At 48.3% G+C, this 14,107-nt stretch carries 18 protein-coding genes; 12 read left to right on the top strand and 6 right to left on the bottom strand.

Annotation, left to right across the window (positions count from 1 at the left end; genetic code table 11):
• The first annotated feature begins 125 nt into the window (after nucleotides 1-125).
• Complete coding sequence (locus tag L1076_RS04455; protein ID WP_237303225.1) at nucleotides 126-962, top strand: YdcF family protein; 837 nt, start codon at nucleotides 126-128, stop codon at nucleotides 960-962.
• Nucleotides 963-977: 15 nt separating this feature from the next.
• On the opposite strand, the gene L1076_RS04450 is transcribed toward L1076_RS04455, so the two are convergent.
• Nucleotides 978-1,637, bottom strand: a complete 660-nt coding sequence (locus L1076_RS04450; protein WP_237303224.1) for a hypothetical protein — start codon at nucleotides 1,635-1,637, stop codon at nucleotides 978-980.
• Nucleotides 1,638-2,164: 527 nt separating this feature from the next.
• Nucleotides 2,165-2,425, bottom strand: coding sequence for a DUF333 domain-containing protein (locus tag L1076_RS04445; RefSeq protein ID WP_038876511.1), 261 nt, complete (start codon nucleotides 2,423-2,425; stop codon nucleotides 2,165-2,167).
• A 228-nt stretch (nucleotides 2,426-2,653) separates the two neighbouring features.
• Between L1076_RS04445 and L1076_RS04440 the strand changes: the two genes are divergently transcribed.
• Nucleotides 2,654-3,172, top strand: a complete 519-nt coding sequence (locus tag L1076_RS04440; RefSeq protein WP_005443683.1) for an NUDIX hydrolase — start codon at nucleotides 2,654-2,656, stop codon at nucleotides 3,170-3,172.
• 405 nt (nucleotides 3,173-3,577) lie between these two features.
• Here the strand turns inward: L1076_RS04440 and L1076_RS04435 are convergent, their stop codons facing one another.
• From L1076_RS04435 to flgA, 4 genes are all read right to left on the bottom strand, one after another.
• A complete protein-coding gene (locus tag L1076_RS04435; protein WP_237303278.1) occupies nucleotides 3,578-4,255 on the bottom strand; it encodes a transglycosylase SLT domain-containing protein in 678 nt (225 codons plus the stop codon).
• Between the two features lie 46 nt (nucleotides 4,256-4,301).
• A complete protein-coding gene (flgN, locus tag L1076_RS04430; protein ID WP_009705036.1) occupies nucleotides 4,302-4,739 on the bottom strand; it encodes a flagellar export chaperone FlgN in 438 nt (145 codons plus the stop codon).
• Nucleotides 4,740-4,761: 22 nt separating this feature from the next.
• Nucleotides 4,762-5,043 carry a flagellar biosynthesis anti-sigma factor FlgM gene (flgM, locus tag L1076_RS04425; RefSeq protein ID WP_038868484.1) on the bottom strand — a complete coding sequence of 94 codons (282 nt, stop codon included), beginning with the start codon at nucleotides 5,041-5,043 and terminating at the stop codon, nucleotides 4,762-4,764.
• A 138-nt stretch (nucleotides 5,044-5,181) separates the two neighbouring features.
• Nucleotides 5,182-5,979, bottom strand: a complete 798-nt coding sequence (gene flgA, locus L1076_RS04420; protein ID WP_237303223.1) for a flagellar basal body P-ring formation chaperone FlgA — start codon at nucleotides 5,977-5,979, stop codon at nucleotides 5,182-5,184.
• 78 nt (nucleotides 5,980-6,057) lie between these two features.
• On the opposite strand from flgA, the gene flgB reads away from it, so the two are divergent.
• The 10 genes from flgB to flgK are packed head-to-tail and all read left to right on the top strand — an operon-like array spanning nucleotide 6,058 to nucleotide 14,096.
• Nucleotides 6,058-6,420, top strand: coding sequence for a flagellar basal body rod protein FlgB (gene flgB / locus L1076_RS04415; protein ID WP_005432433.1), 363 nt, complete (start codon nucleotides 6,058-6,060; stop codon nucleotides 6,418-6,420).
• Nucleotides 6,421-6,422: 2 nt separating this feature from the next.
• Nucleotides 6,423-6,857, top strand: coding sequence for a flagellar basal body rod protein FlgC (flgC, locus tag L1076_RS04410; RefSeq protein WP_005432431.1), 435 nt, complete (start codon nucleotides 6,423-6,425; stop codon nucleotides 6,855-6,857).
• Nucleotides 6,857-7,543 carry a flagellar hook assembly protein FlgD gene (gene flgD, locus L1076_RS04405; RefSeq protein WP_005535962.1) on the top strand — a complete coding sequence of 229 codons (687 nt, stop codon included), beginning with the start codon at nucleotides 6,857-6,859 and terminating at the stop codon, nucleotides 7,541-7,543. The genes flgC and flgD overlap by 1 nt, the downstream gene beginning before the upstream one ends.
• A gap of 26 nt (nucleotides 7,544-7,569) precedes the next feature.
• Complete coding sequence (gene flgE / locus L1076_RS04400; protein WP_005535960.1) at nucleotides 7,570-8,769, top strand: flagellar hook protein FlgE; 1,200 nt, start codon at nucleotides 7,570-7,572, stop codon at nucleotides 8,767-8,769.
• Nucleotides 8,770-8,781: 12 nt separating this feature from the next.
• Nucleotides 8,782-9,513, top strand: a complete 732-nt coding sequence (flgF, locus tag L1076_RS04395) for a flagellar basal-body rod protein FlgF (protein WP_005435899.1) — start codon at nucleotides 8,782-8,784, stop codon at nucleotides 9,511-9,513.
• A 39-nt stretch (nucleotides 9,514-9,552) separates the two neighbouring features.
• On the top strand, nucleotides 9,553-10,338 hold the full coding sequence (gene flgG, locus L1076_RS04390) for a flagellar basal-body rod protein FlgG (RefSeq protein WP_005432423.1): 786 nt from the start codon (nucleotides 9,553-9,555) through the stop codon (nucleotides 10,336-10,338).
• A 32-nt stretch (nucleotides 10,339-10,370) separates the two neighbouring features.
• On the top strand, nucleotides 10,371-11,042 hold the full coding sequence (gene flgH, locus L1076_RS04385; RefSeq protein ID WP_005435900.1) for a flagellar basal body L-ring protein FlgH: 672 nt from the start codon (nucleotides 10,371-10,373) through the stop codon (nucleotides 11,040-11,042).
• Entirely contained in the window at nucleotides 11,042-12,163 is a 1,122-nt protein-coding gene (locus tag L1076_RS04380) for a flagellar basal body P-ring protein FlgI (protein WP_237303222.1), read from the top strand. Before flgH ends, L1076_RS04380 begins: the two co-directional genes overlap by 1 nt.
• A gap of 10 nt (nucleotides 12,164-12,173) precedes the next feature.
• Entirely contained in the window at nucleotides 12,174-12,722 is a 549-nt protein-coding gene (locus tag L1076_RS04375) for a rod-binding protein (protein ID WP_054755083.1), read from the top strand.
• Nucleotides 12,723-14,096, top strand: a complete 1,374-nt coding sequence (gene flgK, locus L1076_RS04370) for a flagellar hook-associated protein FlgK (RefSeq protein ID WP_237303221.1) — start codon at nucleotides 12,723-12,725, stop codon at nucleotides 14,094-14,096.
• The last annotated feature ends 11 nt before the right edge of the window (nucleotides 14,097-14,107 follow it).

The raw sequence follows: 14,107 nt of genomic DNA, 5'->3' as shown, positions 1-14,107 counted from the left end.
CGGACCTTTATTCAGGTCTCTAAAATGACATTGTTAATTAGATGTTAATACCTGTGAGAGTATTGGCAAAGCAGATTTTTGTATACAAATTGTTCGCTAAAGTATGACTAATTGAGATCTGGGTAATGAAGTTAAACAAGGTAGTGATCATTTTAGGTAAGCGGTTGGTGCACGATCAGTTAAGTGCTGAAGGTCGCTCACGCGTGGAAGCGCTGTTGAATGTTTTAAACGAATTTTGCTTTGAGACGACTGCCTTGGTTTTTTGTGGCGGTGTGACTCAAGGACAAACCGTCTCAGAAGCGGATGCGATGTACCGCTACTTTTACCAGTTAGCTAAGGGTAGGGAAATCGATTTTCCTGAGCAGCAGGTCATCATCGAGAATCGTTCACTCAATACGGTGCAGAACATGCAAAATGCCGCTGCGGAGTTATTAAGAAGTGGCCTTTGCGAGGCAGGGCAAACCATTGACGTCACTTTACTCTCCAATGACTACCATCTAGAGCGCATCATCGAGATTCAAACCTTAATGGATGAACAGGGTTTATTACGCGTATTGAAGTCGCGCTGTGCAGAAATGGGCGTAAAGCTCAACATTTCACTCGACCTCTCACACCATGTGAGTGTGCCTTACCCTAATACAGGCGTTTTAGCGGAAGCATTTTTGTTGTTTGATGAACTCACGACTTACCGCGTGTATCTAGAGGGAGTTAAGCGTGGCGCCTTTGAACGTGATCTCGCTGAGGTACGAGCAAAGCCTTTAGACATTGGCCTTGGTGCGATAGAAAAGCTTCAAGCGCTCGATTTAGAGCCTGAAGTGCGAGGGCAAATTGCAGATATGAAAAAGGCCATCGAAATGACGGCCTTTGATGATTCAGTGGTTGCAGCAGAGCAAGCGTTAGCAGTGTTTCATCCGATATTAACGACGTTGAACCTGCAACTTGACCCCGAAGCGAATGGCTAGTTAAGCCACTTCAACTTACTGACGCTTAAGTTCGCGACGTGTGCGTACGGCACTTAGCGCGATTAGGCTGTAACACAACAGCTCCATGCCTTCTTCTGAGATGTTTTTCACATCGCGTACGTAGTGCTCGGCCATTACGTGTTGCCAGAAGCTACCCATGCCGTACAGGCGAGAGAACACCAACAACAAGATCACTGAGCCGATAAGTAGCTTCATGTAAGGTGATTGTAGAATGGTTGCCATTTCGTTCACGGTGCCTTTACCACCTTGGTAAGCTTTCGCACAAGCCAGTGCCGCTAACGCAAGGGCAGGAAAGACCCAAGAGCCGTGGTGGATCATGTCAAACCAGTAATCCATTTCACGGATCATCAATACCGCAAAAAAGCCTGAAATAAGTATCGCGGCATGTGAGACATGAGTCTCTTGTTTAGACATGCGGAAGAAAGACCAAGATGCAACCGCCAGCATGATCAATTGCAGTGTTTCAGTAATAGAGGTTTCGCCCAATGAAGAACCTAATAAAACGTAGTCCACTCGGATACTTAGGTTGACTAAAATACTGATGGCAACAATGGTGAGTGCACTTAGCATCGACTTATAGATGATGCGTTTTGATTCTTCTGTAATGACGTTCGTTTGTGCCGATTCGGCTTGCTTAACAGTATTTGTTTTCATCCTGACCACCCGCTCCGATAAAAATGTGGAAAAAACGTGAAATTTCGTGATGTGTGCAAGGAATTTTATTGACCACTTGGAAAGTAATGTCAGGGGAATGTCAGAATAAAACGCCGTTCGATATCGTATCGCTATGCGGTAAGACTGGTGGATAAAGGGCTAAGTATCAGAATGTAGGGAAATTTACGGTAAACAAAAAGGAGCTTAACGCTCCTTTGTTGATAAAATTGTAATCTTAGATTGCGTAAATGTTAACTATTAGGGTCTGTTGACCTTTCGAGCTGATTTTTGCAGCGAATTGTTGGATATTTATACAAGGCAGAGACTTTGCTGTGTAGCTAGCCTACATGAGAAGTTGATAACGCAGTAGAAATGGCCAACAAACGCTGCCCAAAGGGTTCGGCTAAAATCGTTTTATGCTTCGTTAAGGAGTATTTGCTTAGAATGACTAGGCAGCATAATCCTTGCCTCGCCTAAAACGATTTTATCTCGAACAAAATTTAACCGCGAAAGATCAACAGACCCTATTACGACTCGCCATCTTCTTTGTGGTTGTTGCGGTAGTATTCCCACTGCTCAAAGCGCTCGTTTTCAGACAGTTGGCAGTAAGTTACGCGTTCACCATTTTCCGTTACTGTATCTAGCTCGCCGCCTTGCTGTACGCAGTATACCGCTGCTGGGTTTGCTGCTGATGTGTATTCATTTGAGCGAGTCGCACCTTCATAAGTTGAACAACCTGCCAACACCATCGCTGCTGCCACTGCCGTTACTAAAGTTGTCTTTTTCATTCTTGATCTCCGCATGGGATTAACGAGTAGTGTGTTGATTATAGGAGAGTTTCAGAAAAATATTGTCTTATGTTTGTTAAAAGCACGACGCTTGTAAGGGAATTCTGTGCAATTTTAGAATTTGCTCACTGTTCGCCTATATTTGTTTCAGACGTGCTCAAATTGAAACTTGGGAATGCGCATGAATTTCGGTAGTATGCGCGCAAAACATTCACAGCGGATTCTGCGATGAGACATTTGAAAACCACCACGCACCCAGATATCGAACATCTGGATGACAAAATCATCTTCCAACGCAATGCGGCGCGCGCCATTGTATTAGACGGTGAAGATGTCCTGCTTCTTTACACAGAGCGTTACCACGATTACACACTGCCTGGCGGTGGCATCGATGACGGTGAGGATGTGATTGCAGGTTTAGTTCGTGAGCTTGAAGAAGAAACCGGTGCGAAGAATATTCACAACATCAAGCCTTACGGTATCTTCGAAGAATTTCGTCCTTGGTACAAAGACGATGCCGATGTGATGCACATGACGTCATACTGCTACACGTGCAAAATTGACCGTGAGCTAGGTGAAACAGCTTATGAAGATTACGAAGTGAAGAACGGCATGCGCCCAGTATGGATGAATGTTCACGACGCGATCGCGCACAATGAAAAGACGATGGCGGAAAGCCCGAAGAAAGGCATGAGCATTGAACGCGAAACCTTCTTGCTACAACTCATCGCAAAAGAGTTGCTGTAACCCTCCTCAGATCAAAATTGTAACTTCCAAGCAATAAAAAAAGTCCGAGCTCCCCCCCGGAACCCGGACTTATTCCAGACGCGCAAGCGAAGCGTCATCTCGATATTCTGTTTTTTTGTATCAATCTGTGAAAACAATAGCGGCTTTATATTTGTTGTGTAAATAATTAATAGGTCTAACTATTGGTTTTCACTTTATTTGCACACGTAATGTGATGGATATCTAGCCAATACACAAGTGCAAGTTGGTAAATTATCAGCAAACCACTGCTCTTTCTTATCTTTGAGATACATTACCGTAACTTTTATGCACGCGTTTGCATCGAGATCACGAGTTTTCAAATTGGCAGAACAGGATCTTGTAATTTTACGTGCTTCTGACATTGGTGGAATTTAGTGAGAGTGTTCACAATTCCACGAGTGGAGGCAATCGACTAAGGTCTATAAGCGGTTCGGCGTAGATGGTGGAATGGTTTGCAAACAAAAGTAATGGTTGGAAAGAATCGGTACGCAATTGCTGTATGTTCACCAAACGTTCCAATGCGTAAAAGCGATTGACGTATTGCTGAGTCTCTTTCGGCAAAGTAAGTGCCGTGAAATCCCGACTGTCTGCTTTTTTGATCGCTCGTGCAACGCGACCTTCACCTGCGTTGTAAGCGGCCAGAGTGAGCGCAATATCTTGATCAAACTTGTTATACAGAAATTCCAAATATCTTATGGCGGCTTGAGTGCTGGCTTTAGTATCAAAGCGCTCATCTTGCTTATCGCTCACTTGCAAGCCAAAGCGCGTCGCTGTAGCAGGAATCAGTTGCCATAAACCGGCGGCATTGGCGTGTGATACTGCTTTCGGGTTGTAAGATGATTCCAGCATGGGCACTAACACCAAGTTGGCGGGTAAAGACTTTTGCTTAAGCTGTTTGAAAATATGATCGAGAAGCGGGCTAACGGAATCGAGACGTTGGCTAATTTGCGTTTGATATGGCGCGAGCACTTGATATTGCTGGTCGATACTGGCTTTATGCGGCTTGGCCATCGTCATTGGAGACAAGCACATCACGCACAAAACAAAAAAGCCCACAGCAATCGACCGGGATGGCGGTAGACTCTGCAGGCAAGGCGAGAATCGTTGTTTAGAACGAGCGCTCTTCATAAGTGTGTTGCACAGGTTGTTTGAGTTGACTGACTAACTCTTGGAACGCTGCAGAGCTTTGGCCATTGCTCTGATTGTCCTGTTGGCATTGTTTCACCAAGGATTCCAACAGCGTCCATTGTTTTCTCGCTTGCGTACCAATCTTGGCGGGCAAGGCATTGAAAATACGATTCACACTGGTCTCATTACAAGGCAATCCGAGCTTACGCATTAACTGGCTTCTTTCGCTTGCGGAGCGACCAAGCTGATTCAAAATCGGCATTTGTTTTTGAATGTTCTCGCTTAGCGCCTCACCATCGAACTTCAAATACAGTGCTTTTTGCTGTTGAATCAGCCCCAGCAATTGCTGGTAGAGTTTGATGTCTTCGGAAATAGAACGAACAAACTGCTGAATATGCTGTGATGCCGCCGTTGCCATGCATGACTCCTAATGCGCTGCGTTACTCGTGACCGGTGTGAAATTGCATTACTGCTTTAGATAGTGCTTTGGTGTCTAGACTCAGTTCACCACGTGCCAACGCATTGCGAATTTGCTCAACCTTTGCCATGTCTACGTCTGGCAGGGATTTCATTTCTGCTTGAGCGCGATCGATCGCAGCTGTGTTCGCTTGGAATGCTGGCTCGTTAATTTTGCTCTGTGCGATGGTGTCGACTGGCTTTTTACTCGCCTGCTGGAATTTAGTTTGTGGGACATGACCGCCCGCGACTTTGTCGATTTTCATGCTGTTGTCCTCAATCATCATGTTCTAAATCGAATAGGCGACTAGGGTGTGATGAACATTAAATATTTATTTTTTGTACTCGAAGTTCACCTGTGCTGACGAGTGCCTAAATCGAAAAATGATAACCTGAGTCCAAAATCAAAACTGGGTATGCACCTGATTGAGCCCCGTTACGACAGCGCGTATCACCTTGCCAGAACTGATGTTTTCTACCTCAATCTGCTGACCTTTCTTACCTTGTTCTAAAGCGACCCCCTTGGTGCTGGCACTAAATCCATCTTTGCTGGCGATGATGATCACTTCGTTGCCTTTCTCGATCAATGGCGGCGAACTTAAGTTGGTTGGGTCAATGATTTGACCAGCTCGAATGCGGCGGGTGGTCTCAAGTCCAATGGCTTGGTTTGTTTTCGTGTAGAAATCGTCTTGGCGTGAAATCGTGCGTGTTTCTGATTTTAAGTTTGAGGCAGAGAGGGTTTCGTTGCGGTCAATTGTGCTGGTGGCGACCAAAACAGAAAGCGTCACCGCTGATTTGATTGTGACATTGATGCGCCATGGAGAGCTCACCGCTTCACAACTGACAGCACGTTTTAAATTGCCAACAGGCAACGGACGATTATCGCGTCCTGTGACTGCCAAAGGTGCATCACAAACCGGTAGATGATTGGCAGAGCCTGGCACCCATATTTGATAATCGAGTTGGTAGTTTCCCCATTGGCGTGAGTGTGCTATTTGCGCCACTTCTTGCTCAAACTGCTCGCCGACAATGGCTTTTAACTCGTCTGCGGTTAGGTTTTTCTCATTCGCTAAAGCACTGACTGAGCTTGCACTCAAAGCCAAACCGCAAAGCAGCATGATTGAGGAAAATTGACCTTTCCCCTTGGTTTGAATGGTTTCCGTAAACCGGAAGCGAGGCTTCCTTCCTTGTTTGTAATTCATTGATATATATAACTAAATTTTATGGCATGTATCTTGTTTTGATCTTGGCGTATTCGAGCCGACTTTAAGGAAAGATGCATGGCGATCACATTCGAAAATGCGTTAGGTGTACATCCAGAGGCACTCAATTTTCGCGTTCAGCGTACCAAAGTCCTCGCCAGTAACCTAGCAAATGTTGATACCCCAGGGTACTTGGCAAAGGACCTAAGTTTCACCACCGTGATGAACCAAATGTCAGCGGGCAGTGTGAACAAACCGGTGCCGAAGTTTCAGGTTGAGGCGCAATATTCGGTGCCTTACCAAAACAGCAAAGACGGCAACACTGTGGAACTGGGCGTTGAACAAGCCAAGTTCACGCAAAACAACATGGACTTTCAAACCAGCCTGACGTTTCTCAACATGAAATTCAGTGGCTTGGCGAAAGTGATTGAGGGACGTTAAACATGTCATTTACTGATATCTATTCGATCACTGGCTCGGCGATGACGGCGCAAACCGTTCGCCTGAACACGGTAGCCAGTAACCTTGCCAACGCCGACGCGGTGTCTGCCAATCCGGATGATGCCTATAAAGCACTCAAACCTGTGTTCGCCACTGTGTATCAGAAAACACAGATGGCGACAGAAAACGGTGTTTATCCGAATGCGGAAGTGCGCATTGTAGATGTGGTGCAAAACGCAGGTCAGGCAGAAAAACGTTTCGAACCTAACAACCCGTTAGCGAACGATGAAGGCTACGTGTACTACCCTGACATTGATGTGGTGTCGGAGATGGCCGACATGATGTCCGCAACGCGCAGCTTTGAAACCAACGTGGAAGTGCTGACGAATGTGAAAAGCATGCAGCAAGGTCTGCTTCGACTAGGGCAGGGTAATTAATGAGTCTCGCACAATACACTGCACTCTCTTCTGATGCACCAGTCGCAACTACCGCTAGTGGTGATACGGGCGGCATTTCAGCGAACCCATCGGATATGAACAGCGCAACGTCACTACAAAACGAGTTTATCTCGCTCATGGTGGCGCAAATTCAAAACCAAGATCCGCTGAACCCGCTTGATGGCACTGAGTATGTCAGCCAGCTAGCCCAATTTTCGCAAGTTCAAAGTACTGAAAACATGTCGATGCTGATGCAAAACAGCATGGTATTGCTCGACAACATGCAGGTGCTTTCAACGGCAGGCTTGGTTGGTCAGACCGTGTACGTCTCTTCGAATGAATTTGAACTTGGTGAAGGCGTGCAAAGTGGCAAGGTCGAGCTAGAACATGGTTCGAACCAAGTGACGTTAGTCGTCAAAGATGAATTCGGCCAATCAACCAAAGTGCCTTTAGGTGCGCACGGTGCGGGTGACGTTGAGTTCTCGATCAATCCCGAAGAGCTTGGTTTGAAACCGGGTAAATACACCGTTGCGGTGGAAGTTCAAGAAGGGCAAAAGAGCCCAAATGTTTTGCTGGCAGGCACGGTTGAGCAGGTACGTATTCCTAGCTCTGGTGGCGCAGCACTGGTCAATGTTCAAGGCGTTGGCAACGTTCCTTTCTATCAAATCACTCAGTTTGGTGCTTAACCAAATAAGGAAATCAGAGGTTATTTATGAGTTTTAACATCGCACTTAGTGGTCTGGACGCGACCAACACAGAGTTAAACACCATCAGCCACAACATTGCCAACGCATCAACGTACGGCTTTAAAGGTGGCCGCACAGAATTTGCAGCGGTTTACAACGGCATGCAGCCTGGCGGCGTAGAAGTGGCGTCGATTTCTCAGAACTTCGATAAGAATGGTTCGGTGACAGGCACGGGTCGTGCAATGGACTTGGCAATCAACGGCAGCGGCTTCTTCGTGACGAAAGATCACATGGGGCAGATGCTTTACACTCGCGCAGGTGTGTTTGGCACTGATAAGAACAACTTTGTGACCGCAAACAACGGTGCCAAGTTGCAAGGTTACAGCGTAGACAACAATGCGAACCTTCAAACTGGCTCTGTTGGTGACATCAAAGTTTCTACGTCTTCACTTAACGCAAAAGCGACCGACAATCTGGACTTTGTGGCGAACTTCGACGCAAGCGCAACGGCAGTTGACCAAGCCATTTACCCATTCGATTCTTCCGATCCAAACTCATTCAATTCTTCTTACACCACTAAGGTGTACGACTCACTTGGTAACTCGCACACGGTAACTCAGTACTTCACGAAGACATCAGATAACGAATGGCAAGTGAACGTGGAAGTCGACGGTGCACCAACGACGCCAGCAACGGCTCAAACGGTTCAATTCAATACTGACGGCACGCTAGCTTCGCCAACGGGTTCTTTTAACGTTGCATTCCCAGCAGCGGGCGCAAACGCAATGAGCATTGATATCAGCTTGAACGGTAGCACTCAGTTTGGCGCTGCGTTTGGCGTGAGCACTAACAACCCGAACGGTTACACCTCAGGTGAGCTTGCGGGCGTTCGAGTGGAAGACAACGGCATGGTTTACGCGACTTACACTAATGGCCAGTCTCAGCTGCAAGGTCAGGTTGTGCTTGCGGATTTCGCTAACACGCAAGGTCTATCGAAAGTGAGCGGCACGGCTTGGACACAAAGCTTTAGCTCTGGCGCGCCAATCATGGGTGTTCCGGGTACAGGCACATTGGGTGACTTAACACCGGGTGCGCTAGAAGGCTCTAACGTTGACTTAACCAGTGAGCTGGTTGCGCTTATGACGGCGCAGCGTAACTACCAAGCGAACGCGAAAACCATTTCGACCAATGACAAGCTGACTCAAGCTCTGTTCAACGCGGTGTAATGGGAGAGTCGCATGGATAGCTTGTTATTTACTGCCACGTCGGGTGCGAGTCGAGTTCTAAAAGCTCAGCACGTACGTTCGAACAACTTATCGAACGCTGACACCGCAGGTTTCCGTGCCGATATGGAACGCGTTCGCAGCGTTGAGCTACAAGGTGCGGGCTTTGATGGCCGTACCATGGTGGTGACCAACTCAGCCGCAACGCGTTTTGATTCTGGCGACATCATGAAAACCGGTCGTCCTTTGGACGTGGCGATCATGGGCGAGGGCTACCTCACCGTAGAAACGCCAATTGGCAATGAAGCTTACACCCGAGCGGGCAACATCAAAGTCGATACCTTTGGCGCAATGAGCATCAATGGTTTCCCTGTTGTCGGTGAAAACGGTCCAATCGTTGTACCTGATTTTCAGAAGATTGAAATCAGTGAACGTGGCCGTGTTTCTGTGATTCCTCCGGGTGGTGGTGCAGAAGTGGAAGTGGGCACTTTGAAGATGGTGAAACCGCCAATTAACCAACTGCAAAAAGAGAGCGACAGCTTGCTGCATAGCGTCGATGGTGTGCCTTTCCCTGCGGATGAAACCGTGCAGCTTTCTCCAGAGCACATTGAGGGCAGTAACGTCTCTGCCATTGATGAACTGCTGAGCGTGATGTCGCTGACACGTAACTTCGAAATGCAAGTCCGCATGATGAAAACCGCAGAAACTTTGGCGCAAGCTGGAAACAAATTGATGGCGGCGAGATAACCCTCTCAACAAGGGGTTCTCGTCCAAAGGAGATAACCAATGCATTCAGCATTATGGGTAAGTAAAACGGGCATGGCAGCTCAAGATACCAAAATGACTGCCATCTCTAACAACCTAGCGAACGTTAACACGGTCGGCTTTAAGCGTGACCGCGTGGTGTTTGAAGACTTGTTTTACAGCATTCAGCGTCAGCCGGGCGCGCAAGTCGACCAAGTGAATGAACTGCCAAGCGGTGTTCAGCTTGGTTCTGGTGTTCGAGTTGTGGGTACGCAGAAAGTCTTCACCCAAGGCAACACACAAAATACCACTCAAGAGTTGGATTTAGCGGTGATGGGGCAAGGCTTCTTCCAAATCGAAAACTCTGACGGTCAGATCATGTACACGCGTAATGGTCAGTTCCACATCAACTCAGAGGGTTTGATGGTCAACAGCCAAGGTTTGCCACTAGAGCCGCAAATCCAAATCCCAGACAACGCGATTTCGTTCTCTGTGGGTGTGGATGGCACGGTAACGACCACCTCGGCTGACGATCCAACGCCGCAGCAACTGGGTCAAATCACGTTGGCGAAGTTCATCAACCCTGCGGGTCTAGAAGCCGTTGGCGGTAACTTGTTCCGTGAAACAGAAGCAAGTGGTCCTGCGGATGAATTGATTGCAGGCGAAGACGGAGCAGGCAGCATCAAACAGGGCGCTTTAGAAGGCTCAAACGTGCAGGTAGTGGAAGAGATGGTCGACATGATCACCACTCAACGCGCGTACGAGATGAACGCCAAAGTAGTTTCTGCCGCAGACGACATGCTGAAGTTTGTCGCGCAATCGATGTAAGTAAGAAATTGGTGATGATGAAGGAAAAAGCAATGAAATGGCTTTCGAAGAGTTGGGCAGTTGCCGTCGTGTTGCTGGTGGGATGTGCAGGGCGTCAGGAGTTTATTCCACCTGAGCCAAACACAGAGGAATACGCGCCGCCAGTGCTGGATTACACCTTGCCAGAAGCCAAATCCGGCAGCCTTTATCGTCACCAATACACCATGACGTTGTTCCAAGATCGCCGCGCCTACCGAGTGGGCGATGTCTTGACTGTGCAGCTTTCTGAAGAGACCGAGTCCAGCAAGAAAGCGGGCACCCAGTTTGGTAAAAGCTCTACCGTTGACTTTGCTACGCCAACTATTGGCACCAAAACCATAGATGAGTTGGGCGTGAGTATTGATGGCAGTCGTAATTTCGATGGCAGCGCATCTAGCTCGCAAGGCAACAAGTTACAAGGCGCGATCACCGTGACTGTGCATGAGGTACTGCCAAATGGTGTACTTCGCATTAGCGGTGAAAAGTGGCTCCGACTCAACCAAGGCGACGAGTTTATTCGCCTAACAGGCATTGTGCGCGTTGATGATATCAACCGCAGCAACCAAGTGTCTTCTCAACGTATTGCGGATGCTCGCATTACCTACGCTGGTCGTGGCGCATTAGCCGACAGCAACGCAGCTGGGTGGCTGACTCAGTTCTTCAACAGCCCATGGGTACCATTCTAATGAAGCCAATCAACGCATTCTTTACCTCTTTCCTATTGGCTCTGACCTTGGGAGTTCCTGCCACTTCACAAGCCGAAGTGGAAATTCCGATCATGGACTTGGTGGATGTACAGGGCATCCGAGAAAACCAATTAGTCGGTTACGGTTTAGTGGTGGGCTTGGCCGGTCAAGGCGACCGTAACCAAGTGAAATTCACCGCCCAATCGATTACCAACATGCTGCGCCAATTTGGTGTTCAGATTGACGACAGCATGAATCCGAAGTTACGTAACGTGGCTTCTGTAAGTGTTACCGCATCCGTTGACCCAATGGCGGGACCGGGGCAAACATTGGACGTAGTGGTTTCCTCTATCGGTGACGCAAAAAGCTTACGTGGCGGCACGTTACTGCTGACGCCGTTGCGCGGTATCGATGGTGAAGTGTACGCCATTGCTCAAGGTAGCGTGGTGGTTGGCGGTTTGTCAGCCGAAGGCAGAAGCGGCTCTAAAGTGGAAGTGAACACGCCAACCGCGGGTCGCATTCCAAACGGGGCAACGCTAGAGCGAGAAATCGAAACCGATTTTAACCAGCGTGACGAAATTACTCTGAACTTGCGCAAGCCTAGCTTTACGACAGCGAAGAATATCGCCCGTGAAATCAACAATACTTTTGGTCCAAACGTAGCGAAAGCCATCAACAAAGCGCGCGTCGAAATGCGTGCACCAATGGACACCCAACAGCGTGTCACCATGATGTCGATGTTGGAAGAGATGAGCGTGGAAGAAGGCCGTAAACCAGCTCGAATCGTCTTCAACTCACGCACGGGTACGGTGGTGATTGGTAAGAACGTGAAGGTTGGTGAAGCGGCAGTAAGCCATGGCAACTTGACTGTTCGAATCTCCGAATCTCAACAAGTCAGCCAACCGAACGCGTTTGCTGATGGTGAAACCAAAGTCGTGGATCAAACCCAAATCGAAGTAAACGAAGAGCAAGCGCAAATGGTGATTTGGCCTCCGGGTACGGAACTGAACACTATCGTCAACGCCGTAAACAGTTTAGGCGCAACGCCAACGGATCTGATGTCGATTCTGCAAGCATTGAACGAAGCGGGCGCGCTGAATGCTGAGCTTGTGGTGATTTAAGGAGTTAGCGATGAAGTTAGATACGAGCGGCGATCAAGCTCAACTCAATACCATGCTGTATCACGACAACAGCGCCCTAGCGAGCATCAAGAAAAGCCGCGATCAAGAAGGCGCTCTTGAAGTGGTTGCGGGTCAATTCGAGGCGATGTTCCTACAAATGGTGCTACGCCAAATGCGCAGCAGCAGTGATGTATTGGCCGACAAAGACAGCCCGTTTGCTAGCCAACAACAAGGAGTGTTTCGCGATATGTACGATGGGCAATTGGCGATGGAGTTGGCGAAAAAACAGAACTCCGGTATCGCCAATATGCTGATCCAGCAACTTAGCCCTTCAATGCGTGAAGTGGCGTTCGACCAAGCACGAAATGTCTCTCCGGCGAACGATGGAAAAGTGGTCAACCTTGAACGCGCATCACAACTTGAAAACGATGAAATCGCGATGAAGACCGATGCAGTTAATCCCACGCTGCAAGCGGTCGCCTCTGTTAAACAAGTGCTCGGTGAAGCCGGAATGACGACCGCATTTACTCAGCCGCTGATCAGGAAAATGGAGCTGTAAATGAACCTTGTTAATATCGCCCTTTCAGGCTTAAACGCGAACCGTGTGGCGTTGGATGTGACCGCGCAAAACGTGGCAAACATCAACACGCCGGGATACAGCCGACAACAAGCATTGATGGCTTCTGTTGGTGACGGTAAGTACAACAAGCTCAGCCCTGGAATGGGTGTTGAAGTGACGAGCATTCGCCGTGTCACAGACCAATTCTTGGTGAAGCAAACGTGGTCGACCAACAGTTTAGCGGCTTATTCGGCAGGTTATACCACCGCCATGAGCCAGCTTGAAAACACTCTTGGTGCGGATGGTTTTAGCGTTTCTGCGGGGTTAGATTCCCTTAATGCTGCGCTGAATGATGCCACAGTAAAACCAGAATCGATCCCATACCGTCAGCAAATCATTAATGAATCGGAAGCGTTGGCGCGTCGATTCAATACGTTAACTGAGTCCCTTCATAATCAGCATAAAGACATGAGTGACCAGCGCACTGCGGCGTTGAGCCATGCCAATAGCTTGATGGCGAACATTGCTCAGGTAAACAAGCAGATTGTCGAAATGCAAGGCACAGGCGGTAACCCAGCACAGTTGATGGACACTCGCGATGTGCTGATTGGCGAGCTTTCTCAAATCGTTGAAATCAAAACTACCGATCAACCAGACGGAAGCATGCAGGTGACACTCGCTTCTGGTCAGCCTTTGGTAATGGGTTCGGATTATGGTCAGTTGACAGCGAAGCCAGACCCAAGCGACCCATACCTTGCGGATTTGAGTGTTGATTTCGCCTCGCAAAGCTTTGTCATTGACCATTCGGTAGGTGGCAAGTTAGGCGCGATTAACGATTATCAAACCGAAGTGCTTAAGCCAAACCAAGTCGCTTTGGATGACATGGCAAAAGCATTGGCGGATGAATACAACGCTGTGCTGGCGACAGGGCAAGATCTCAACGGCAATCCGGGCAAGCCATTGTTTAGCTACGATCCAGCAAACCCAGCGGCAAGCCTCACCATTACTGATATCAGCGCGGAAGAATTAGCGTTCTCCAGTGATGGCACTCCGGGTAATGCAGATGTGTTGAATGACCTGATTCAACTGAGCAATAAGCCGGTTTCAGTTACTGGCTATGGCTCGCTGAGCTTAAACGATGCGTTCACCGCAATGGTCGGTGAAACGGCGATCAAAGCCCGCCAAGCGGAAGCGGATTATGAAGCTAAAGCGGCAATGAACAAACAAGCGCATGCCGCGCGCGACAACGTCAGTGCGGTTAACAGCGATGAAGAAGCGGCGAATCTGATGACATTCGCTAACGCACACAACGCCAACATGAAAGTCATTAGCACTGCTAACCAGCTTTTCGACTCTGTATTGCAGTTATTCTAAAAGGAACCCGA

This window comes from Vibrio sp. MMG023 (genome assembly GCF_021654215.1).
Classification (GTDB): Bacteria; Pseudomonadota; Gammaproteobacteria; order Enterobacterales; family Vibrionaceae; genus Vibrio; species Vibrio jasicida.
The sequence above is the reverse complement of the archived record's forward strand: the minus strand, read 5'-3'. Positions and strand labels throughout refer to the sequence as shown.

Coding starts and splice junctions, on each gene's coding strand:
- L1076_RS04455 (WP_237303225.1), top strand. CDS start 126: ATGAAGTTAAACAAGGTAGTGATCATTTTAGGTAAGCGGTTGGTGCAC.
- L1076_RS04450 (WP_237303224.1), bottom strand. CDS start 1,637: ATGAAAACAAATACTGTTAAGCAAGCCGAATCGGCACAAACGAACGTC.
- L1076_RS04445 (WP_038876511.1), bottom strand. CDS start 2,425: ATGAAAAAGACAACTTTAGTAACGGCAGTGGCAGCAGCGATGGTGTTG.
- L1076_RS04440 (WP_005443683.1), top strand. CDS start 2,654: ATGAGACATTTGAAAACCACCACGCACCCAGATATCGAACATCTGGAT.
- flgN (WP_009705036.1), bottom strand. CDS start 4,739: ATGGCAACGGCGGCATCACAGCATATTCAGCAGTTTGTTCGTTCTATT.
- flgM (WP_038868484.1), bottom strand. CDS start 5,043: ATGAAAATCGACAAAGTCGCGGGCGGTCATGTCCCACAAACTAAATTC.
- flgA (WP_237303223.1), bottom strand. CDS start 5,979: ATGAATTACAAACAAGGAAGGAAGCCTCGCTTCCGGTTTACGGAAACC.
- flgB (WP_005432433.1), top strand. CDS start 6,058: ATGGCGATCACATTCGAAAATGCGTTAGGTGTACATCCAGAGGCACTC.
- flgC (WP_005432431.1), top strand. CDS start 6,423: ATGTCATTTACTGATATCTATTCGATCACTGGCTCGGCGATGACGGCG.
- flgD (WP_005535962.1), top strand. CDS start 6,857: ATGAGTCTCGCACAATACACTGCACTCTCTTCTGATGCACCAGTCGCA.
- flgE (WP_005535960.1), top strand. CDS start 7,570: ATGAGTTTTAACATCGCACTTAGTGGTCTGGACGCGACCAACACAGAG.
- flgF (WP_005435899.1), top strand. CDS start 8,782: ATGGATAGCTTGTTATTTACTGCCACGTCGGGTGCGAGTCGAGTTCTA.
- flgG (WP_005432423.1), top strand. CDS start 9,553: ATGCATTCAGCATTATGGGTAAGTAAAACGGGCATGGCAGCTCAAGAT.
- flgH (WP_005435900.1), top strand. CDS start 10,371: ATGAAATGGCTTTCGAAGAGTTGGGCAGTTGCCGTCGTGTTGCTGGTG.
- L1076_RS04380 (WP_237303222.1), top strand. CDS start 11,042: ATGAAGCCAATCAACGCATTCTTTACCTCTTTCCTATTGGCTCTGACC.
- L1076_RS04375 (WP_054755083.1), top strand. CDS start 12,174: ATGAAGTTAGATACGAGCGGCGATCAAGCTCAACTCAATACCATGCTG.
- flgK (WP_237303221.1), top strand. CDS start 12,723: ATGAACCTTGTTAATATCGCCCTTTCAGGCTTAAACGCGAACCGTGTG.